General features: G+C 63.1%; 27 protein-coding genes. 1 reads left to right on the top strand and 26 read right to left on the bottom strand.

The genetic code is table 11. The annotated features are described in order from the left end of the window. Window positions 1-21: 21 nt before the first annotated feature. Window positions 22-1,386: a preprotein translocase subunit SecY gene (secY, locus tag MKP08_RS08985; protein WP_241553525.1), complete on the bottom strand. Its 1,365-nt coding sequence runs from the start codon at window positions 1,384-1,386 to the stop codon at window positions 22-24. 106 nt (window positions 1,387-1,492) lie between these two features. Then, on the bottom strand, window positions 1,493-1,993 hold the full coding sequence (gene rplO, locus MKP08_RS08980; protein WP_215228501.1) for a 50S ribosomal protein L15: 501 nt from the start codon (window positions 1,991-1,993) through the stop codon (window positions 1,493-1,495). A 195-nt stretch (window positions 1,994-2,188) separates the two neighbouring features. Here rplO and MKP08_RS08975 point away from each other — a divergent pair, with 195 nt between their 5' ends. Beyond that, complete coding sequence (locus MKP08_RS08975; protein WP_241553524.1) at window positions 2,189-3,202, top strand: acyltransferase; 1,014 nt, start codon at window positions 2,189-2,191, stop codon at window positions 3,200-3,202. 166 nt (window positions 3,203-3,368) lie between these two features. Here MKP08_RS08975 and MKP08_RS08970 read toward each other — a convergent pair whose 3' ends face one another. From MKP08_RS08970 to fusA, 24 genes are all read right to left on the bottom strand, one after another. Further along, window positions 3,369-3,752 (bottom strand): PleD family two-component system response regulator, encoded by a 384-nt coding sequence (locus MKP08_RS08970; RefSeq protein WP_256970034.1) that lies wholly within the window; start codon window positions 3,750-3,752, stop codon window positions 3,369-3,371. A gap of 285 nt (window positions 3,753-4,037) precedes the next feature. Next, window positions 4,038-4,364 (bottom strand): hypothetical protein, encoded by a 327-nt coding sequence (locus MKP08_RS08965; protein WP_241553522.1) that lies wholly within the window; start codon window positions 4,362-4,364, stop codon window positions 4,038-4,040. Then, the gene (gene rpmD, locus MKP08_RS08960; protein WP_215228505.1) at window positions 4,361-4,537 is read right to left on the bottom strand and encodes a 50S ribosomal protein L30; all 177 of its coding nucleotides are present in this window, start codon (window positions 4,535-4,537) and stop codon (window positions 4,361-4,363) included. The genes MKP08_RS08965 and rpmD overlap by 4 nt, the downstream gene beginning before the upstream one ends. Before the next feature lie 5 nt (window positions 4,538-4,542). Further along, window positions 4,543-5,421: a 30S ribosomal protein S5 gene (gene rpsE / locus MKP08_RS08955; protein WP_373418082.1), complete on the bottom strand. Its 879-nt coding sequence runs from the start codon at window positions 5,419-5,421 to the stop codon at window positions 4,543-4,545. A 1-nt stretch (window position 5,422) separates the two neighbouring features. Next, window positions 5,423-5,767, bottom strand: coding sequence for a 50S ribosomal protein L18 (rplR, locus tag MKP08_RS08950; RefSeq protein ID WP_241553521.1), 345 nt, complete (start codon window positions 5,765-5,767; stop codon window positions 5,423-5,425). Between the two features lies 1 nt (window position 5,768). Further along, the gene (gene rplF / locus MKP08_RS08945; protein WP_215228507.1) at window positions 5,769-6,302 is read right to left on the bottom strand and encodes a 50S ribosomal protein L6; all 534 of its coding nucleotides are present in this window, start codon (window positions 6,300-6,302) and stop codon (window positions 5,769-5,771) included. Continuing rightward, a complete protein-coding gene (rpsH, locus tag MKP08_RS08940; RefSeq protein WP_215228508.1) occupies window positions 6,302-6,697 on the bottom strand; it encodes a 30S ribosomal protein S8 in 396 nt (131 codons plus the stop codon). Before rpsH ends, rplF begins: the two co-directional genes overlap by 1 nt. An 11-nt stretch (window positions 6,698-6,708) precedes the next feature. Continuing rightward, window positions 6,709-7,014 (bottom strand): 30S ribosomal protein S14, encoded by a 306-nt coding sequence (gene rpsN, locus MKP08_RS08935; protein ID WP_241553520.1) that lies wholly within the window; start codon window positions 7,012-7,014, stop codon window positions 6,709-6,711. Window positions 7,015-7,040: 26 nt separating this feature from the next. Next, window positions 7,041-7,619, bottom strand: a complete 579-nt coding sequence (gene rplE / locus MKP08_RS08930; RefSeq protein ID WP_215228510.1) for a 50S ribosomal protein L5 — start codon at window positions 7,617-7,619, stop codon at window positions 7,041-7,043. Next, the gene (gene rplX, locus MKP08_RS08925) at window positions 7,612-7,932 is read right to left on the bottom strand and encodes a 50S ribosomal protein L24 (RefSeq protein ID WP_215228511.1); all 321 of its coding nucleotides are present in this window, start codon (window positions 7,930-7,932) and stop codon (window positions 7,612-7,614) included. Before rplX ends, rplE begins: the two co-directional genes overlap by 8 nt. Further along, complete coding sequence (rplN, locus tag MKP08_RS08920) at window positions 7,932-8,300, bottom strand: 50S ribosomal protein L14 (protein WP_067680194.1); 369 nt, start codon at window positions 8,298-8,300, stop codon at window positions 7,932-7,934. Before rplN ends, rplX begins: the two co-directional genes overlap by 1 nt. Before the next feature lie 83 nt (window positions 8,301-8,383). Then, window positions 8,384-8,674 carry a 30S ribosomal protein S17 gene (gene rpsQ / locus MKP08_RS08915; protein WP_215228512.1) on the bottom strand — a complete coding sequence of 97 codons (291 nt, stop codon included), beginning with the start codon at window positions 8,672-8,674 and terminating at the stop codon, window positions 8,384-8,386. 10 nt (window positions 8,675-8,684) lie between these two features. Next, window positions 8,685-8,894: a 50S ribosomal protein L29 gene (gene rpmC / locus MKP08_RS08910; protein WP_215229607.1), complete on the bottom strand. Its 210-nt coding sequence runs from the start codon at window positions 8,892-8,894 to the stop codon at window positions 8,685-8,687. Continuing rightward, window positions 8,894-9,328 carry a 50S ribosomal protein L16 gene (gene rplP, locus MKP08_RS08905; RefSeq protein ID WP_215228513.1) on the bottom strand — a complete coding sequence of 145 codons (435 nt, stop codon included), beginning with the start codon at window positions 9,326-9,328 and terminating at the stop codon, window positions 8,894-8,896. The genes rpmC and rplP overlap by 1 nt, the downstream gene beginning before the upstream one ends. A 15-nt stretch (window positions 9,329-9,343) precedes the next feature. Continuing rightward, complete coding sequence (gene rpsC, locus MKP08_RS08900) at window positions 9,344-10,039, bottom strand: 30S ribosomal protein S3 (RefSeq protein WP_215228514.1); 696 nt, start codon at window positions 10,037-10,039, stop codon at window positions 9,344-9,346. Window position 10,040: 1 nt separating this feature from the next. Further along, window positions 10,041-10,418, bottom strand: coding sequence for a 50S ribosomal protein L22 (rplV, locus tag MKP08_RS08895; protein ID WP_215228515.1), 378 nt, complete (start codon window positions 10,416-10,418; stop codon window positions 10,041-10,043). Further along, entirely contained in the window at window positions 10,418-10,693 is a 276-nt protein-coding gene (gene rpsS / locus MKP08_RS08890; RefSeq protein WP_215228516.1) for a 30S ribosomal protein S19, read from the bottom strand. The genes rplV and rpsS overlap by 1 nt, the downstream gene beginning before the upstream one ends. 6 nt (window positions 10,694-10,699) lie before the next feature. After that, complete coding sequence (gene rplB, locus MKP08_RS08885) at window positions 10,700-11,536, bottom strand: 50S ribosomal protein L2 (protein ID WP_241553519.1); 837 nt, start codon at window positions 11,534-11,536, stop codon at window positions 10,700-10,702. A gap of 14 nt (window positions 11,537-11,550) precedes the next feature. Then, window positions 11,551-11,859 carry a 50S ribosomal protein L23 gene (locus tag MKP08_RS08880; protein ID WP_215228518.1) on the bottom strand — a complete coding sequence of 103 codons (309 nt, stop codon included), beginning with the start codon at window positions 11,857-11,859 and terminating at the stop codon, window positions 11,551-11,553. Continuing rightward, window positions 11,852-12,475 (bottom strand): 50S ribosomal protein L4, encoded by a 624-nt coding sequence (gene rplD, locus MKP08_RS08875; protein ID WP_215228519.1) that lies wholly within the window; start codon window positions 12,473-12,475, stop codon window positions 11,852-11,854. Before rplD ends, MKP08_RS08880 begins: the two co-directional genes overlap by 8 nt. Before the next feature lie 3 nt (window positions 12,476-12,478). Next, window positions 12,479-13,363 carry a 50S ribosomal protein L3 gene (gene rplC, locus MKP08_RS08870; RefSeq protein ID WP_241553518.1) on the bottom strand — a complete coding sequence of 295 codons (885 nt, stop codon included), beginning with the start codon at window positions 13,361-13,363 and terminating at the stop codon, window positions 12,479-12,481. A 247-nt stretch (window positions 13,364-13,610) separates the two neighbouring features. Continuing rightward, window positions 13,611-13,922, bottom strand: coding sequence for a 30S ribosomal protein S10 (rpsJ, locus tag MKP08_RS08865; protein WP_061924928.1), 312 nt, complete (start codon window positions 13,920-13,922; stop codon window positions 13,611-13,613). 307 nt (window positions 13,923-14,229) lie between these two features. Further along, the gene (gene tuf, locus MKP08_RS08860; protein WP_215228521.1) at window positions 14,230-15,420 is read right to left on the bottom strand and encodes an elongation factor Tu; all 1,191 of its coding nucleotides are present in this window, start codon (window positions 15,418-15,420) and stop codon (window positions 14,230-14,232) included. 119 nt (window positions 15,421-15,539) lie between these two features. Beyond that, a complete protein-coding gene (fusA, locus tag MKP08_RS08855; RefSeq protein ID WP_241553517.1) occupies window positions 15,540-17,672 on the bottom strand; it encodes an elongation factor G in 2,133 nt (710 codons plus the stop codon). Window positions 17,673-17,690 lie beyond the last annotated feature (18 nt).

The raw sequence follows: 17,690 nt of genomic DNA, 5'->3' as shown, positions 1-17,690 counted from the left end.
CCCTTTCGCCCCGGTCATGCCCTAGCGCATGCGCCCCTTCAACTTCGCCTTCTTGATCAGGTCGCCATACTGGTGCGCCAGCAGGTGCGACTGGATCTGGCTGATGGTGTCGACGGTGACGTTGACGACGATCAGCAGGCTGGTTCCGCCCAGGAACAGCGGAATGCCGGTCTGCGCGATGACGTATTCGGGCAGGCAGCAGACCACGGTCAGGTAAACGGCACCGACCACGGTGATGCGGGTCAGGACGTAATCGAGATACTCGCTGGTCCGCTTGCCCGGACGGATACCGGGAATGAAGCCGCCGTTCTTCTTCAGATTGTCCGCGGTTTCCTCCGGGTTGAAGACGACGGCGGTGTAGAAGAAGCAGAAGAAGATGATGCCGATCGCATACAGCAGCATGTAGAGCGGCTGGCCATGCTGCAGATACTGGTTGAGCGTCTGAAGGATCTGGCCGCCGGTGCTGTCGATCGCGATCGAGTTCTGCGCGAACTGGCTGATGGTCAGCGGCAGCAGCAGCAGCGAGCTGGCGAAGATCGGCGGGATCACGCCCGAAGTGTTGAGCTTCAGCGGCAGATGGCTGCGATCCGCCTGCATCATTCCGCGCTGCGTCGCGCGCTTGGGATACTGGATCAGCAAGCGCCGCTGCGCCCGCTCCATGTAACAGATGAACAGCACCAGCCCCACGATCATGGCGATGAAGCCGATGATCAGGAACGAGCTGATCGTGCCCTTCGAATAGCTGGCGAACATGTTGCTGGTGAAGTTCGGGAACTGGGCGACGATGCCCGCCATGATGATCAGCGAGACGCCGTTGCCGATACCCCGGCTGGTGATCTGCTCGCCCAGCCACAGCAGGAACATGGTCCCGCCGATCAGGCTGATCACCGCGACCACGCGGAACAGCAGGCCGGGATCGATCACCGCCTGCATGCCACTCTGTGCGCCGTAGCTTTCGAGGCCGGTCGCCAGGAACCAGCCCTGGATCGCGCACAGGAAGACTGTGCCGTAGCGGGTGTACTGGTTCAGCTTCTGCCGTCCGGTCGCCCCTTCCTTCTTCAACGCGGCGAGCGCCGGGTGAAGCGAAGCGGCCATCTGCACGACGATCGAGGCCGTAATGTAAGGCATCACGCCGAGCGCGATGAGACTCATGCGTTCCAGGCTGCCGCCCGAGAAGGTGTTGAAGAGATCGAGGATCCCGCCCCGCGTCTGCGCGTATAGCTGCGACAGGATCATCGGATTGACGCCCGGCAGCGGTACGAAGCTCAGGAAGCGGAACACGATCAGGGCACCGATGGTGAACCAGATACGGTTCTTCAGCTCGGTGGCCTTGGAGAAATTCGCGAGACTCAGATTGCTCGCGATATTGTCGGCGCGTGATGCCATGGGATTCTGTATATCCTAGACTTTTCGCCGGTCCCTCCCGGCGTCGGGGGGACACATAGGGACGGGCGGGTCCGATGTCGAACCCGGCCCGCCCCTTTTGCGTGAATTAAGCGTCGGCCTTGGCGGCCTTTTCGGTTTTCGGCTTCTTGGGTGCCAGCACCTCGACCGAACCGCCGGCCTTCTCGACCGCCTCGATCGCGCCCTTGCTGGCACCGGCGACGATGAACTTGGCCTTCGCCTTGAGCTCGCCCTTGCCGAGCAGGCGCACACCGTCCTTGCCACCACGGGCGAGGCCGGCCGCCTTCAGTGCGGCGTGGTCGATGTCCTTCTTCGCATCGAGCTTGTCGGCGTCGATGAACTTCTGCACCATGCCCAGGTTCACCTCGGCATAGTCCTTCGCGAACGGATTGTTGAAGCCGCGCTTCGGCAGGCGCATGTGGAGCGGCATCTGGCCGCCTTCGAAGCCGTTGATGGACACGCCCTCGCGGCTCTTCTGGCCCTTCTGGCCGCGCGCCGCGGTCTTGCCTTTGCCCGAGCCGATGCCCCGGCCCACGCGCATGCGGGACTTGCGGGCACCTTCGTTGTCGCGGATTTCGTTCAGTTTCATAGTCTGCACTCGCTTTCGCTTTGGTTCGCGCTGTTGGAAAGGCGCGCCCTTAACGAAAATCGGGTGCGATGTCACCCTCGGAATCGCACTGAGGTTCTTTCCCGAAAATATTCTGAAAGAGGCTGAATTCCACCGGCGCGATCGTGTTCGGTGCTTGTCGATAGGCCTTCGATTTCAGCATAGGGAAACCGCCGGATGTCCGAAATCACAGCGTCGGACAAGAAACCACGCGAACTGTTCCTCGATACCGCGAAAGGCTTCTCGATAGTCCTGGTGGTATTCTGGCATGCCATTGCCGCCGCGTACACTACCATCGATCTGCCACGGGACTCGATCTACGTCGCAATAAACAATCCACTGCTTCAGATCCGGATGCCACTGTTTTTCTTCGTATCGGGTCTCGTTTTCAGCCATACCTTGTCCAAAGGCTGGGCCACCTTCTTTCGCAAGAGATTGCTGACGATGATCTGGCTCTTCACGCTGTGGACGTTCCTGTATGCGCTGCGAGGGCGCGAGGACCCGGAATGGGTTCTTTCATCGTTCTATAATCCACCGATACACCTGTGGTTCTTGTGGGGCCTCGTGATCTACCGCTTCACCGCGCGGGCGGCGGTGTCCATGAAACTTCCGGCGATACTGATAGCCGCGGCGCTTTCGATCCTATCGTTTGCAGGGTGGCCCCAGAACCTGTGGGGCGCGCTTTCGACCCATCAGACCGCCGTCGCCAAGGATGCTGTCTTCTATCTTTTCGGTATCTGGTTTGCGATGCCGTGGGTTCGATACCTCGTGGCTCGCCCTATCACGATCGGCACGGCGGCTCTTCTGCTGGCGATCATTTCCGGAAAACTCGGTTTCAATGCCGGTCTTGCCGTCTTCGGAACGATCGTGGGCTTGTCGATCGCCAAGATCATAACGGATCATCTCGAGGCCGTGCGCGCCCTGTTCACATACCTGGGACGGCATTCGCTCGAGATATTCATCCTTCACTTTGGCATGATGTGGCCGCTGATGAGCCTGTTCCGTAAGGTGACGGAAGAAGGCATCGAATACTGGGCGGTACCCTTGGGCACGGCGATAGCGGTATTCGTATCGGTCGTGATCAGAAACATCACGGATCGTTTCGCGCCGTGGCTATTCGTTCTACCCAAGTTTCTCGCGAAGGGAGAACGCCCGGGATTAGCCGACGAACGTTCCCTCCAAGGCAAGTGAACGATCGATTGCAGCTGGAGAATGGTCCAGGCTCGGGAATGGATGCGCCCATACGCCGACCATGCGCGCTTTCGCTATGGCCAGCACGGTTGGAAGGAACTGCCTCTTAGATCCCGATGTGCGTTTTCCGTTTCCGGGGTGTCTAACGTACCGGCGGCGGAGCGGGTCAGCCGCGGCGGGCTTCGTCCCGCATCAGGATCATATCCACCGTCACCGCAAGCTTATCGGGATCGACGGGCTTTTTCAAATAATCGGTCGCTCCGGCTCGAAGCGTGATCTCCTCGTCGGATGCGCTCTGGCGCGCTGTCAGGATCAGGACGGAAAGATCGTAGAGATCGGGATCGCGCCTGACGTAATCCAGCACTTCCGCCCCGCCGACCCCGGGCATGTTCATATCCAGGATCAGCAGCGCGGGCCGGCGAAAGCGCAGCGACGCGAGCGCAGCCTTTCCGTCCCCCACCACCCCGACGACGTGACCCGCCTTACCCAGCGCCGCCCTGACGATCTCCCCCATGATGGGGTCGTCTTCGGCGTACAATATCAGTGCCATAGATGGGCCTTTTCCTGCGATCCCGGAGGAGGTTAGCATCACCACCGGTATAGACAACACTGGGACCACACGATGCAGAAGGGGACCCTCCTCGCGAACGGGCATACGAACCTAACGGCTGCAAAGTTCCTCCGAGGCAGGCGTTTTCGATCATGTCTTGGAGGGTGCCTGGCGGCGCATCCGCAGATTGCCTAGGGCGAGGCGCGCATCGCGCCTTATTCCCCATTTGGCACTGCCGAGATCCGGTGGGCGTCTGCCGTAGCCAATGCGCCCGGGGGATGTCGCTCAGATACTGGCGCTCGCGGCGCTCTCGTTCTGCTTCGGGCCGGATGGCGGCATGCGATAGAAGGACAAAGCCTCTCGGTGGGCACCGGCCTGACCGGCGTTTATCCTACGTGCTTCATGCACGGACACGATTGCGCCGCTGCCGGAAGGAACGGCGGCAAGGCGGGTATGACGGCGAATGTCGCTCATCACCTTTGCCATCGCCGCGTCGAGCGTCGTCGCCTGCACCCAGCGGGTGGCGAACCAGCCCATGTCGACAACGACGTCCGATCCTTCCTGTGGAAGGGGAAAATTTTCCCCTTCCAGGAAGAACCGGAAGTGTTTCACTCGACCACTTCCACCATGTGGGGGAGCTTCGCGATCGCGCCGCGTACCTCGGGGGTGTCTTCCACCTCCACGGTGCGGTGCATTTTACCCAAGCCCAGGCCGACGAGAATCTTCTTCTGCGATTCAGGGCGCCGGATCGGGCTGCCGATCTGCTTGATCTTGATCTTGGCCATTCCGGTTACTCCACCAGAGCCGCGGCGTCGGCTTCCGCCTCGGCCTCGCTCGAACCGCCACGACCCAGCAGGTCGGCAACCTTCTTGCCCCGACGCTGCGCCACCGATTTCGGCGACGTCTGGTTCGTCAGCGCGTCGAAAGTGGCGCGGATCATATTGTAGGGGTTGGACGAACCGACCGACTTGGTCACAACGTCGGCCACGCCCAGGCTCTCGAACACGGCACGCATCGGGCCGCCGGCGATGATGCCGGTACCCGCCGGTGCGGCACGAACGGTCACCTTGCCGGCACCGAAACGGCCCTTGCCGTCATGGTGGAGCGTGCGGCCTTCCTTCAGCGGAACGCGAACCATTTTCTTGCGAGCCGAGGCCGAAGCCTTGGTAATCGCCTCGGGCACCTCGCGGGCCTTGCCGTGGCCGAAGCCGACCCGGCCGGACCCGTCGCCCACGACGACCAGCGCCGCGAAGCCGAAGCGCTTGCCGCCCTTCACCGTCTTGCTGACGCGGTTGATGTGGACGAGCTTCTCGATGATGCCGTCGTCCTCTTCCTCGCGCCGCCCGCGACCGCCGTCGCGGCCGCCACGGCCACGACCGCGACCACCGCCGCCACCGTCACGACCGCCACGGCCACGGCCGCCGCGATCACCACGCTCGCGCGGCTGACCTTCGGCACCCTGCGCGGCGCTCTGGTTGTCGGCAGCTTCGGAAGGCGTATCGGCGATCGCCGGTTCTTCCTTCTTCACTTCCGGACCGCTCTCAGCGCTCGCCGGGTGGTCGATATCGACACCGGAATCGGCGCGAGCCTTGGCGACCTCGGGGGTCATCGCGGGCGCGTTGGCCGCATCGGTCGCGGCGTTGTCTTCGGGTTTCTTTTCGTCAGCCATATCAGAACTCCAGCCCGCCTTCGCGGGCGGCGTCGGCCAGCGCTTTCACGCGGCCATGGAACAGGAAGCCGCCGCGATCGAACACGACGGAAGTCACGCCCGCCTTCTGGGCGGCGGCGGCGATGTCCTTGCCCACCTGGGTGGCGGCATCGACATTCGCGCCGGTGCTCTTGCCACCAAGGGTGGAAGCGGACGCGATCGTCTTGCCCTGCGCATCATCGATGACCTGGGCATAGATATGCTGGCCGGTACGATGCACCGACAGGCGCGGCTTGGCACCGGCGCGCGACTTGAGAGCCGTGCGCACGCGACGCCGGCGGCGTTCGAAGAGGGAAAGCTTTGCCATCTTACTTCTTCTTCCCTTCCTTGCGGAAGATATACTCGCCCTGGTACTTGATGCCCTTGCCCTTATACGGCTCGGGCTTGCGCCAGCGGCGGACTTCGGCGGCAAACTGGCCCACGGCCTGCTTGTCGATCCCGGTAACGATCACGGTCGTCTGGTCCGGGGTCTGCACCGTAAGCCCTTCGGGAACGTCGAGATCGACGTCGTGCGAATAGCCCAGTTGCAGCTTCAGCTTGCTACCCTGAGCCTGCGCACGGTAGCCGACGCCAGAGATCTGCAGCGTCTTGGTGAAGCCTTCGGTGACACCTTCGACCAGGTTCGACACCAGCGTGCGCTGCATGCCCCAATAGGCCCGCGCCTTCTGCGTGTCGTTGGCGGGCTGCACGCTGATCGCGTCGCCTTCCACCTTGTAGTCGATGAGATCGCTGAGCGACATCGACAGGGTGCCCTTGGGCCCCTTCACGTTCAGGGTCTGGCCCTCGATATTGGCGGTGACCCCGTTGGGGATCGCCACCGGCCTTTTGCCGATGCGGCTCATCAGAACACCTCCGCCAGCACTTCGCCGCCGACCTTCTCGCTGCGTGCTTCGGCATCCGAGAGCACGCCGCGCGGCGTCGAGACGATGGTGATGCCAAGGCCGTTGCGCACGCTCGGCAGCTCGCGGCTGCCCGAATAGACGCGCCGGCCCGGCTTCGAAACGCGGGCGAGATGCTTGATCGCGGGCTCGCCTTCGAAATATTTCAGTTCGATCCGCAGCGCCTTGTGCTTGCCGCTCTCGTCCTCGGAATAGCCACGGATGTAGCCTTCACGCTGGAGAACTTCGAGGACGTTTGCACGCAGCTTGCTGGCGGGCGAGAGGACGCTGTCCTTCTTCGCCTGCTGGCCGTTGCGGATGCGGGTGAGCATGTCACCCAGGGGATCGGTCATAGCCATCTATCGATTCCTCACCAGCTCGACTTGGTCAGGCCCGGAATCAGGCCCTTGTTGCCGAGGTCGCGCAGTTCGATGCGGTTGATGCCGAACTTGCGGTAATAGCCGCGCGGGCGGCCGGTGGTGGAGCAGCGGTTGCGGACCCGGGTCGGGTTCGCATTGCGCGGCAGCTCGGCCATCTTCAGCCGGGCCATCAGACGCTCGCTCTCGTCGAGCGAGGTGTCGTCCGCGATCGCCTTCAACTTCTCGAACTTCGCCGCAAACTGTTTGACCAGCTTCTTGCGCTTCTCGTTCTTGTTGATCGAACTCAGTTTCGCCATTGGACTTAAGCTCTCTTTCTCGCGGCTTACGCCGCTTCCTTCTCTTGCGACTCTTCCGCCGGGAACGGGAAACCGAACAGGCGCAGCAGTTCGCGCGCTTCTTCGTCCGTCTTGGCGGTCGTGGTCACGATGATGTCCATGCCCCGGACCTTCTCGATCTTGTCGTAGCTGATCTCGGGGAACACGATCTGCTCCTTCAGGCCCATGGCATAGTTGCCACGACCGTCGAAGGAACGCGGGTTGAGGCCGCGGAAGTCGCGGATGCGGGGCATCGCGATCGTCACGAGGCGGTCGAGGAATTCGTACATCCGCTCGCGGCGCAGGGTCACTTTGCACCCGATCGGCATGCCTTCGCGCAGCTTGAACTGAGCGATCGACTTCTTCGCCTTGGTGATGACCGGCTTCTGACCGGCGATCAGCGCCATTTCCTCGGCAGCGGTCTGGACCTTCTTCTTGTCCTGGCTCGCCTCGCCCACGCCCATGTTGAGCACGATCTTCTCGAGCCGCGGAACTTCCAGACGGTTCTTGTACCCGAACTTCTCGGTCATCGCCTTCGCGATTTCCTCCTCGTAACGGGCCTTCATGCGAGGGGTATAATCAGCCATCGATTTTCTCCCCGGACTTGACGGCGATGCGGACCTTCTTGCCGTCCTGCTCCTCGAAGCGGACGCGGGTCGGCTTGCCGTCCTTCGGATCGGCCACGGCAACCTTGGCAATGGACATCGGCGCCTCGTAGCGGTCGATGCCACCCTGCGGGTTGGTCTGGCTCGGCTTGCGGTGACGGGCGATCGTGTTCACACCCTCGACGACGACCTTGCCTTCCTTGGGCAGGACCTTCGCGACGGTGCCGGTCTTGCCCTTGTCCTTGCCGGACAGGACGACGACGCTGTCACCCTTCTTGATCTTGGCATTCGCCATCACAGCACCTCCGGTGCGAGCGAGATGATCTTCATGAAGCCGCGGCCGCGCAGTTCGCGCACGACGGGGCCGAAGATACGGGTGCCGATCGGCTCTTCGCTCTTGTTCACGAGCACCGCGGCATTGCTGTCGAAGCGGATCACGCTGCCATCGGGGCGGCGCACATCCTTCTTCGTGCGAACGATGACGGCGCGGTGTACGTCGCCCTTCTTCACCTTCGCGCGCGGCTGGGCTTCCTTCACGGAAACCACGATCACGTCGCCGACGGACGCCGTACGACGCTTCGACCCGCCCAGCACCTTGATGCACTGGACGCGCTTCGCGCCGCTGTTGTCCGCGACGTCGAGATTGGACTGCATCTGGATCATCGATCCGGTTCCTTCTCACTGGCTTGCCGGGACGGTTGCCCGGCAGTTCCTACGCCTGTCCCCGCAAATACGGGGCGCAAAATTCAGTTGCTCGCCGCCTCGACGTCGAGCTCGGCCTCGACCGGCTGCACGCCGCCCGCGGTGACCCGGTCCTTGACGGCCCAGGTCTTGGTCTTGGAGATCGGCTTGGTTTCCTCGATCCGAACCACGTCGCCCAGCGTGAACTCGTTGTTCTCGTCGTGGGCATGGTACTTCTTCGAGCGGCGGATGATCTTGCCGTAGAGCGGGTGCTTCACCTTGCGCTCTACCAGCACGGTCACCGTCTTGTCGGTCTTGTCGGACGTCACCGTCCCGATCAGGATACGTTTGGGCATATCTTGGTCCTTATGCCTTCTCGGCGGCGCGCGAACGCTCGCCCTGCAGCGTCTTGATCTGGGCGATCGTGCGGCGGACTTCCTTGATCCGCGCCGGACGCTCCAGCTGGTTGGTGGCGGCCTGGAAGCGCAGGTTGTACTGCTCGCGCTTCAGCTCGGTCAGTTCCTCGACGAGCTGGTCGTCGGTCTTCTGCCGCAGGTCTTCGAATGCGTTGGCCATCATTCGCCCCCCAGGTGGCTGGTGTCGCCCAGGCGGGCAACGACCTTGGTCTTGATCGGCAGCTTCATCGCTGCACGCTCGAACGCTTCGGCGGCCAGCGGACCGGCGACGCCATCGAGTTCGAACAGGATGCGACCCGGCTTCACGCGGGCGGCCCAGTATTCGACGGAACCCTTGCCCTTACCCTGACGGACTTCGGCAGGCTTCTTCGACACCGGCACGTCCGGGAAGATGCGGATCCAGAGGCGACCCTGGCGCTTGATGTGGCGCGTGATCGCACGGCGCGCGGCCTCGATCTGGCGGGCGGTGATACGCTCCGGCTCCAGCGCCTTCAGGCCGTAGGACCCGAAGTTCAGGTCGGTGCCACCCTTGGCCTCGCCCTTGATCCGGCCCTTGAACGCCTTGCGGTACTTGGTTCGTTTCGGTTGCAGCATTGCTCTATCCTACACTCAACGCGCCGGGCGCACGCCGGACGTCTGCGATTCCATCATCAGACGGTCCTGCGCGGTCGGATCGTGACCCAGGATCTCGCCCTTGAAGACCCAGACCTTGATCCCGATGATGCCGTACGAGGTCAGCGCCTCGGCCTCGGCGTAATCGATGTTCGCACGCAGCGTGTGCAGGGGAACGCGACCTTCGCGATACTGCTCCACACGCGCGATTTCGGCACCGCCCAGACGGCCGCCGCACACGATCTTGATGCCTTCGGCACCAAGGCGCATTGCGGATTGCATCGCGCGCTTCATCGCCCGGCGGAACGCCACACGGCGGATCAGCTGATCGGCGATTCCCTGCGCGACGAGCTTCGCATCGACTTCCGGCTTGCGGATCTCGACGATGTTCAGCTTGATCTCGCTTTCCGTCATGGTCGCAAGCTTCGTGCGCAGCTTCTCGATATCGGCGCCCTTCTTGCCGATGATGACGCCGGGGCGCGCCGCGTAGATCGAGATGCGGCACAGCTTGGCCGGACGCTCGATCACCACCTTCGAAATCGCGGCCTGCGGCAGCGAGTTCACGATGTACTTGCGGATTTCGATGTCTTCCTTGAGCAGCTTGGCATAGTCGCGCCCTTCGGCGTACCAGCGGCTGTCCCAGGTGCGGTTGATCTGCAGGCGCAGACCGATCGGATTGCTCTTCTGACCCATCTTACGCCTCTTCCTGCTCGCGAACGATGATGCGCAGCCGGCTGAACGGCTTCAGGATGCGCGTCGACTTGCCGCGACCGCGGGTGTGGAACCGCTTCATCGTGATCGACTTGCCCACCGAAGCCTCGGCGACGACCAGCGCGTCGACATCGAGATCATGGTTGTTCTCGGCATTGGCAATCGCGGAAGCCAGCACCTTGCTGGCATCGCGAGCCATCGCCTTCTTCGAGAAAGCGAGGATGTTCAACGCTTCCTCGGCCTTCTTGCCGCGGATCAGCTCGGCGACGAGGTTCAGCTTCTGCGCGGAACCACGGATGGTGGTGCCTACGGCGAGCGCCTCGTTGTCGGCCACGCGACGGGGGGATTTTGCCTTGCCCATTAGCGCTTGCCCTTCTTGTCGGAGGCATGGCCGGGGAAGCTGCGCGTGGGCGAGAACTCGCCGAGCTTGTGGCCGACCATGTCTTCCGAAACGGAGACCGGGATGAATTTCTGACCGTTGTAGACGTTGAACGTCAGGCCGACGAAGTCGGGCAGGATCGTGCTGCGGCGCGACCAGGTCTTGATCGGCTTGCTGCTGCTCGCTTCCTGTGCGTCCTGCGCCTTCTTCAGAAGGCTGAGTTCGACGAACGGACCTTTCCAGACGGAACGTGCCATGTCCGATTACCTCTTCTTCTTGGCGTGGCGCGAACGGATGATCATCTTGTCCGTCTGCTTGTTGTTGCGGGTGCGCGCACCCTTGGTCGGCTTGCCCCACGGGGTAACCGGATGACGGCCACCGGAGGTCCGGCCTTCACCACCGCCGTGCGGGTGATCGACCGGGTTCTTGGCGACACCGCGGGTCAGCGGGCGCTTGCCCTTCCAGCGGGTGCGGCCGGCCTTGGCGAAGTTCTGGTTCTGGTTGTCCGGGTTCGACACCGCACCGACCGTGCCCATGCAATCGGCGCGCAGGTAACGCTGCTCGCCGCTGTTCAGGCGGACCATGACCATGCCGCGGTCGCGACCGACCAGCTGGACGTAGGCACCGGCGGAACGGGCGATCTGCCCGCCCTTGCCCGGCTTCATCTCCACATTGTGGATGATGGTGCCGACCGGCATGTTGCCCAGCGGCATCGCGTTGCCCGGCTTGGTGTCCACACGCTCGCCCGCGACGACGGTGTCGCCCACAGCCAGGCGCTGCGGCGCGATGATGTAGGCCTGCTCGCCGTCGCTATAGGTGATCAGCGCGATGAAGGCGGTGCGGTTGGGATCGTACTCGATCCGCTCCACGGTGCCTTCCACGTCCCACTTGCGCCGCTTGAAATCGATGAAGCGGTACTTCTGCTTGTGGCCGCCACCGATGCCGCGCGAGGTCACGTGACCCTTGTTGTTGCGCCCGCCGGTCTTGCGTTTGCCCTCAGTCAGCGACTTGACCGGCTTGCCCTTGTAGAGCCCGGTCTTGTCGACGAGGATCAGCCCGCGGCGTGCGGGGCTGGTCGGATTGTAGTTCTTGAGTGCCATTTTCCTCTAGCCCCTCAGATACCGCTGGTGACGTCGATCGAGTCACCCTCGGCGAGCGTAACGATCGCCTTCTTGAAGTCGGTGCGCTTGTAGGGCTTGCCCCGCCAGCGCTTGGTCTTGCCCTTGGTCACGATCGTGTTCACGCCCACGACCTTCTTGTCATAGATCGCTTCGACCGCTTCCTTGATCTGCGGCTTGGTGGCGTCGTTCGCCACCTTGAACACCACCGCGTTGTTCTCGCTCGCGAGCGTGGACTTCTCGGTGATGTGCGGCGCCAGGATCACGTCGTAGTGGCGCGCGTCCACATTCTGCTGCTTAGCCATTGAAACGCGCCTCCAGCTTTTCGACCGCGTCCTTGGTCAGGACCAGCGTGTCGTGCTTCAGGATGTCGTAGACATTGGCACCGGCCGCCGGGAGGACGTTGACGCCCACCAGGTTGCTCGCCGCCTTGCGGAAGCCCTCGTCGACGTTCTCGCCGCCGATGACCAGGACCTTGCCGTTCCAGCCCGCCTTGTCGAAGTGGCCCTTGAGCTCCTTCGTCTTGGCTTCCTTCATCTCGAGGCTGTCGAGAACGACGAGGCCGTCCTTCGCCTTGCTCGAGAGCGCCATCTTCAGGCCGAGGGCACGGATCTTCTTGTTGAGCGACATGTTGAAGTCGCGCTTGCGCGCGCCATGCGCCTTGCCGCCGCCGATGAAGATCGGAGCGCCGCGATCGCCGTGACGAGCACCGCCCGAACCCTTCTGCGCGCCGAACTTCTTGCCGGTGCGCGCCACATCAGAACGCTCGCGCGTCGGACGTGCGGTGGCACGGCGGTTCCACAGCTGCCAGGTGACGACGCGGTGCAGGATGTCGGCGCGCGGCTCGACACCGAACACATCGTCGTTCAGCTCGATGTCGCCCGACGCCTTACCGTCGATTTTCTGGACCTTCACCTTCACGGCTCAGCCCTCCTTGTTCTCGCCTTCGGCCTTGTCGGCAGAGGGCGTGGTGTTGTTGTCATCGGCGGCGCCGGTATCGGCATCGGCGCCCGCGTCCTGTTCCTTCAGGAGCGCTTCCTGCTGCTCGGCGGAAACCTCCTGGTGCACTTCGTGCTCGGCTCCGCTCTCGACCAGACCGGCATCGGTCTCTTCGTGCGAGAACTCGGACTGGTTGCGACGCATCACACCGGGGAACGGCAGATCGTCGGCCATCGCCACCTTCACCGCATCGCGGACCAGCATCCAGCTGTTCTTCGCGCCGGGGACGGAGCCTTTCACGAACAGCAGGCCGCGGTCGGCGTCGGTGCGCACGATCTCGAGGTTCTGCTGCGTGCGCTGACGGTCGCCCATGTGGCCGGCCATCTTCTTGTTCTTGAAGACGCGACCCGGATCCTGACGGTTACCGGTCGAACCATGCGAACGGTGGCTCAGCGAAACGCCGTGCGTCGCGCGCAGGCCGCCGAAGTTCCAGCGCTTCATGGCGCCGGCGAAGCCCTTGCCCTGCGTGTAGCCCGTCACGTCGACCTTCTGGCCGGCGATGAAGTGGTCTGCGCTGATGAAGGCACCGACGGGGAGCAGGCCCTCGTCGTTCTCGACGCGGAATTCCGCGACCTTCATCTTCAGCCCGACTTCGGCCTTGCCGAACGCTTCGCGCTGCGGCTTGTTGACGTTCTTCTGCTTGGCAGTGCCCGAACCCACCGCGAGGGCGAAATAGCCGTCGCGATCCGCGGTGCGGTGCGAGACGACCTGGCAATCCTCCAGCGCGAGAACGGTAACGGGCACGTGCCGTCCGTCCTCCTGGAAGAGGCGGGTCATCCCGACTTTCTTTGCGATAACGCCTGTGCGCATCGTCGAAACTCCTCAACAGAGGCACCAGAGGCCCATCCCCGGGTGCATGCTTGGCCCATTCTGTGATGCGTCGCCCCGTCCGGGCCAAAGTGCCCTCCCCCATTCAGGAGAGAGCGAGACGGGGGACGCGGCCCGGACCAGGTCCGGCGGTATCCCTATGTCTTGCCGATCCTGGCTGGGATCGGCGGGGCCGTAGAGAACCCCGAAACCTTCGGTCAGTTTAGCGTCCCACCGGGGACGGTCGCGATCAAGCCAGTTTGATCTCGACATTGACGCCCGCGGCGAGGTCCAGCTTCATCAGCGCGTCGACCGTCTGGGCGTTGGGCTGCACGATGTCGAGCAGCCGCTTGTAGGTGCGCACCTCGAACTGCTCACGCGACTTCTTGTCGATGTGCGGGCCGCGGTTCACGGTGAACTTCTCGATACGCGTCGGCATGGGAATGGGGCCACGAATAAGCGCACCGGTACGACGAGCGGTCTCTGCAATTTCGCCAGTCGCCTGGTCGAGAACGCGATGATCGAACGCCTTGAGGCGAATGCGGATATTCTGAGCTTCCATTACCTACACCGATGCGAAAGAGCCAAACGACCCGTTGCCGGGCCATCAAAAAAAGAAAGGCCCACCCGCTTTCCGGAAAACTCCGGAGAGGGCGGCCCTCCTGAAATTCGTTTCGACGGAGACGAATCCCCGGGTCGAGGCGCGCATATACGAATCTGCTCGCGCTCTGGCAACCCCCGTTTTCCAACAAATCGGGCGTTACCGGGAGGTTCGGCCCGAAGCGTGAGACGGACGGCACCTCCTATAAATAGCGAAGGCCCGGCTCCCCATCGGGGAACCGGGCCTCCTCAATTCGCTACGGCGAAGATCAGGTGGTGATCTTCGACACCACGCCCGAGCCGACGGTACGACCGCCTTCACGGATCGCGAAGCGCAGGCCTTCGTCCATGGCGATCGGCGCGATCAGCTTGACCGAAATGGTCACGTTGTCGCCCGGCATCACCATCTCGGTGCCCTCGGGGAGGATGACCTCGCCGGTGACGTCCGTGGTGCGGAAGTAGAACTGCGGCCGGTAGTTGGCGAAGAACGGCGTGTGACGGCCGCCTTCGTCCTTCGACAGAACGTAGACTTCGGCGCTGAACTCGGTGTGCGGCGTAACCGAACCCGGCTTCGCCAGGACCTGGCCACGCTCCACGCCTTCACGCGCAACGCCGCGGATCAGGGCACCGATGTTGTCGCCCGCTTCGCCGCGATCGAGCAGCTTGCGGAACATCTCGACGCCGGTGACGGTCGTCTTGGTGGTGTCCTTGATGCCGACGATCTCGACTTCGTCGCCGACGTTCACAACGCCGGTTTCGACGCGGCCGGTAACCACGGTGCCGCGGCCGGAGATCGAGAACACGTCCTCGATCGGCATCAGGAACGCCTGGTCAACCGGGCGCTCGGGCTGCGGGATGTACTCGTCGACGGCCTTCATCAGCGCGATGATCGATTCCTTGCCGATGTTGTCGTCGCGACCTTCGAGGGCGGCCAGGGCCGAACCCTTGACGATCGGAATATCGTCACCGTCGAAGCCGTACTCGGACAGCAGCTCGCGAACTTCCAGCTCGACCAGCTCGAGGATTTCCTCGTCGTCGACCTGGTCGACCTTGTTCATGTAGACGACCAGCTGCGGCACGCCGACCTGACGGGCCAGCAGGATGTGCTCGCGGGTCTGGGGCATCGGGCCGTCGGCGGCGTTCACGACCAGGATCGCGCCGTCCATCTGCGCGGCACCGGTGATCATGTTCTTCACGTAGTCGGCGTGACCCGGGCAGTCGACGTGAGCGTAGTGACGCGCTTCGGTCTCGTACTCGACGTGCGCGGTCGAGATGGTGATCCCGCGCTCGCGCTCTTCGGGCGCCTTGTCGATGTTCGCGAAATCGACAGCCGAACCACCGTAGGTCTCGGCCATCACCTTGGTGATCGCCGCGGTCAGCGTGGTCTTGCCGTGGTCGACGTGACCGATCGTGCCGATGTTGCAGTGCGGCTTGTTCCGCTCGAATTTTTCCTTCGCCATTTTACTCTTAACCTCTGTCTGTCAGATATTGAATTTCACCGGGAGAGGATCGGCACCCCAGGTCGAAGGCCCCCGTGAAGACCCTCGTGAAGGCGCCGCCCCTACTCGCTTGCCCTGCCTTAGGCAAGCTTCTCCTTGACTTCCGCCGCGACGTTGGCCGGGACCTCGTCGTAGTGCGAGAACTGCATCGTGTACTGCGCACGCCCCTGCGTGAACGAACGCAGTTCGTTGACGTAGCCGAACATGTTGGCGAGCGGCACGTTGGCCTCCACCGCCTGGGCGTTGCCCCGGCTGTCGGTGCCCTGGATCTGTCCGCGCCGGCTGTTGAGGTCGCCGATCACGTCGCCGAGGTAATCCTCGGGCGTCACGACCTCGACCTTCATGATCGGCTCGAGCAGCTTGATCCCGGCCTTCTGCGCACCTTCGCGCATCGCGCCGCGACCCGTGATCTCGAACGCCACCGTGCTCGAGTCGACGTCGTGGTACTTGCCGTCAATCAGCTCGATGGTGAAGTCGATGATCGGGAAGCCGACCAGATAGCCGCTCTCGGCCTGCTCGCGCATGCCCTTCTCGACCGACGGAATATATTCGCGCGGAATATTGCCGCCCTTGATCTGGTCGTCGAAGACAATGCCCTGCCCGCGTTCGCCGGGGATCAGGCGCACCTTCGCCTCACCGAACTGGCCCGAACCACCCGACTGCTTCTTGTGGGTGTAGGTCAGCTCGACTTCGCGGGCGAGCGATTCGCGATACGCCACCTGCGGCGCACCGACATTCGCCTCGACCTTGAACTCGCGCTTCATGCGATCGACCAGGATGTCGAGGTGAAGCTCGCCCATCCCCTTGATGATCGTCTGGCCCGACTCGTGGTCGGTCGTGACGCGGAAGCTCGGATCCTCGGCGGCCAGGCGGTTGAGCGCAACGCCCATCTTTTCCTGGTCGGCCTTGGTCTTGGGCTCCACCGACAGCTCGATGACGGGGTCCGGGAACTCCATCCGCTCGAGAATGATCGGCTTGGCCGGATCGCACAGCGTGTCGCCGGTGGTCGTATCCTTCATGCCCGCCAGAGCGACGATGTCGCCGGCGAATGCCTCCTCGATGTCCTCACGGTTGTTCGAGTGCATCAGCAGCATGCGGCCGATCTTTTCCTTCTTGTCCTTCACCGAGTTCAGGACCTGGCCCTTGGCCAGCTTGCCCGAATAGATGCGGGTGAAGGTGAGCGAGCCGACGAACGGATCGTTCATGATCTTGAAGGCCAGCGCGGCGAAAGGCGCGTCGTCGGACGACGGACGGGTTTCTTCCTCTTCGCTGTCGGGCAGGACACCCTTGATCGCCGGAACGTCGAGCGGGCTCGGCATGTAATCGACCACCGCGTCGAGCAGGGGCTGAACGCCCTTGTTCTTGAACGCCGAACCACAGGTCACCGGCACGAAATCGCGCGCCATCGTGCCCTTGCGGATCAGCTTCTTCAGCGTGGCCACGTCGGGTTCGTTACCTTCGAGATAGGCTTCCATGACCTCGTCGTCCTGTTCGACGACGGTTTCGATCAGCTTCTCGCGGTATTCGGCGACCTTGTCGGCCATATCCTCGGGGATGTCGACGAATTCGTACTTCGCGCCGAGGTCTTCGGCCTGCCACACGATACCGCGATTGGCGACGAGGTCGACGACGCCCTTCAGGTCGCTTTCCGCACCGATCGGCAGCGTGATGACCAGCGGGGTCGCGCCGAGACGGTCGACGATCGACTGGACGCAATAATAGAAATCGGCGCCGGTGCGGTCGAGCTTGTTGATGAAGCACATGCGCGGAACGCCGTACTTGTCAGCCTGCCGCCAGACGGTTTCGGACTGGGGCTCGACCCCGGCCACGCCGTCGAACACGGCGACCGCGCCGTCGAGCACGCGCAGCGAACGCTCGACTTCGATGGTGAAGTCCACGTGGCCGGGCGTATCGATGATGTTGATGCGGTACTTGGGCATGTCCGCGCGCAGCGCTTCGGGATCCGAACGGGCATCCATCGTCGGATCTTCGGGCGTCCAGAACGTGGTGGTCGCGGCCGAGGTGATGGTGATCCCGCGTTCCTGCTCCTGCTCCATCCAGTCCATGGTCGCGGCGCCGTCGTGGACTTCGCCGATCTTGTAGGACTTGCCGGTGTAATAGAGGATACGCTCGGTCGTGGTGGTCTTGCCGGCATCGATGTGCGCCATGATGCCGATATTGCGATAGCGCTCCAGCGGATAGTCGCGGGCCATGATAATTCCTCGTCGGGT

The organism is Erythrobacter sp. LQ02-29, assembly GCF_022576075.2.
GTDB lineage: Bacteria > Pseudomonadota > Alphaproteobacteria > Sphingomonadales > Sphingomonadaceae > Alteriqipengyuania.
Note: the sequence above shows the minus strand (reverse complement) of the source record. Positions and strands in the feature narration are given on the sequence as shown.

What these genes read in the sequence shown, in the direction of transcription:
- rpsN (WP_241553520.1), bottom strand. Translation starts at nt 7,014, where the DNA reads ATGGCGAAACTGAGTTCGATCAACAAGAACGAGAAGCGCAAGAAGCTG.
- rplF (WP_215228507.1), bottom strand. Translation starts at nt 6,302, where the DNA reads ATGAGCCGCATCGGCAAAAGGCCGGTGGCGATCCCCAACGGGGTCACC.
- rpsJ (WP_061924928.1), bottom strand. Translation starts at nt 13,922, where the DNA reads ATGGAAGCTCAGAATATCCGCATTCGCCTCAAGGCGTTCGATCATCGC.
- MKP08_RS08880 (WP_215228518.1), bottom strand. Translation starts at nt 11,859, where the DNA reads ATGGCTAAGCAGCAGAATGTGGACGCGCGCCACTACGACGTGATCCTG.
- rpsC (WP_215228514.1), bottom strand. Translation starts at nt 10,039, where the DNA reads ATGGGTCAGAAGAGCAATCCGATCGGTCTGCGCCTGCAGATCAACCGC.
- rplN (WP_067680194.1), bottom strand. Translation starts at nt 8,300, where the DNA reads ATGATCCAGATGCAGTCCAATCTCGACGTCGCGGACAACAGCGGCGCG.
- rplC (WP_241553518.1), bottom strand. Translation starts at nt 13,363, where the DNA reads ATGCGCACAGGCGTTATCGCAAAGAAAGTCGGGATGACCCGCCTCTTC.
- rpmC (WP_215229607.1), bottom strand. Translation starts at nt 8,894, where the DNA reads ATGGCCAACGCATTCGAAGACCTGCGGCAGAAGACCGACGACCAGCTC.
- fusA (WP_241553517.1), bottom strand. Translation starts at nt 17,672, where the DNA reads ATGGCCCGCGACTATCCGCTGGAGCGCTATCGCAATATCGGCATCATG.
- rplO (WP_215228501.1), bottom strand. Translation starts at nt 1,993, where the DNA reads ATGAAACTGAACGAAATCCGCGACAACGAAGGTGCCCGCAAGTCCCGC.
- rpsE (WP_373418082.1), bottom strand. Translation starts at nt 5,421, where the DNA reads ATGGCTGACGAAAAGAAACCCGAAGACAACGCCGCGACCGATGCGGCC.
- tuf (WP_215228521.1), bottom strand. Translation starts at nt 15,420, where the DNA reads ATGGCGAAGGAAAAATTCGAGCGGAACAAGCCGCACTGCAACATCGGC.
- rpsS (WP_215228516.1), bottom strand. Translation starts at nt 10,693, where the DNA reads ATGGCACGTTCCGTCTGGAAAGGTCCGTTCGTCGAACTCAGCCTTCTG.
- rpsH (WP_215228508.1), bottom strand. Translation starts at nt 6,697, where the DNA reads ATGGCTATGACCGATCCCCTGGGTGACATGCTCACCCGCATCCGCAAC.
- rpmD (WP_215228505.1), bottom strand. Translation starts at nt 4,537, where the DNA reads ATGGCCAAGATCAAGATCAAGCAGATCGGCAGCCCGATCCGGCGCCCT.
- rplV (WP_215228515.1), bottom strand. Translation starts at nt 10,418, where the DNA reads ATGGGCAAGGCAAAATCCCCCCGTCGCGTGGCCGACAACGAGGCGCTC.
- MKP08_RS08970 (WP_256970034.1), bottom strand. Translation starts at nt 3,752, where the DNA reads ATGGCACTGATATTGTACGCCGAAGACGACCCCATCATGGGGGAGATC.
- rplR (WP_241553521.1), bottom strand. Translation starts at nt 5,767, where the DNA reads ATGGCAAAGCTTTCCCTCTTCGAACGCCGCCGGCGTCGCGTGCGCACG.
- rplB (WP_241553519.1), bottom strand. Translation starts at nt 11,536, where the DNA reads ATGGCACTCAAGAACTACAATCCGACCAGCCCCGCACGCCGCGGGCTG.
- rplX (WP_215228511.1), bottom strand. Translation starts at nt 7,932, where the DNA reads ATGGCGAATGCCAAGATCAAGAAGGGTGACAGCGTCGTCGTCCTGTCC.
- secY (WP_241553525.1), bottom strand. Translation starts at nt 1,386, where the DNA reads ATGGCATCACGCGCCGACAATATCGCGAGCAATCTGAGTCTCGCGAAT.
- rplP (WP_215228513.1), bottom strand. Translation starts at nt 9,328, where the DNA reads ATGCTGCAACCGAAACGAACCAAGTACCGCAAGGCGTTCAAGGGCCGG.
- rpsQ (WP_215228512.1), bottom strand. Translation starts at nt 8,674, where the DNA reads ATGCCCAAACGTATCCTGATCGGGACGGTGACGTCCGACAAGACCGAC.
- rplE (WP_215228510.1), bottom strand. Translation starts at nt 7,619, where the DNA reads ATGGCTGATTATACCCCTCGCATGAAGGCCCGTTACGAGGAGGAAATC.
- MKP08_RS08975 (WP_241553524.1), top strand. Translation starts at nt 2,189, where the DNA reads ATGTCCGAAATCACAGCGTCGGACAAGAAACCACGCGAACTGTTCCTC.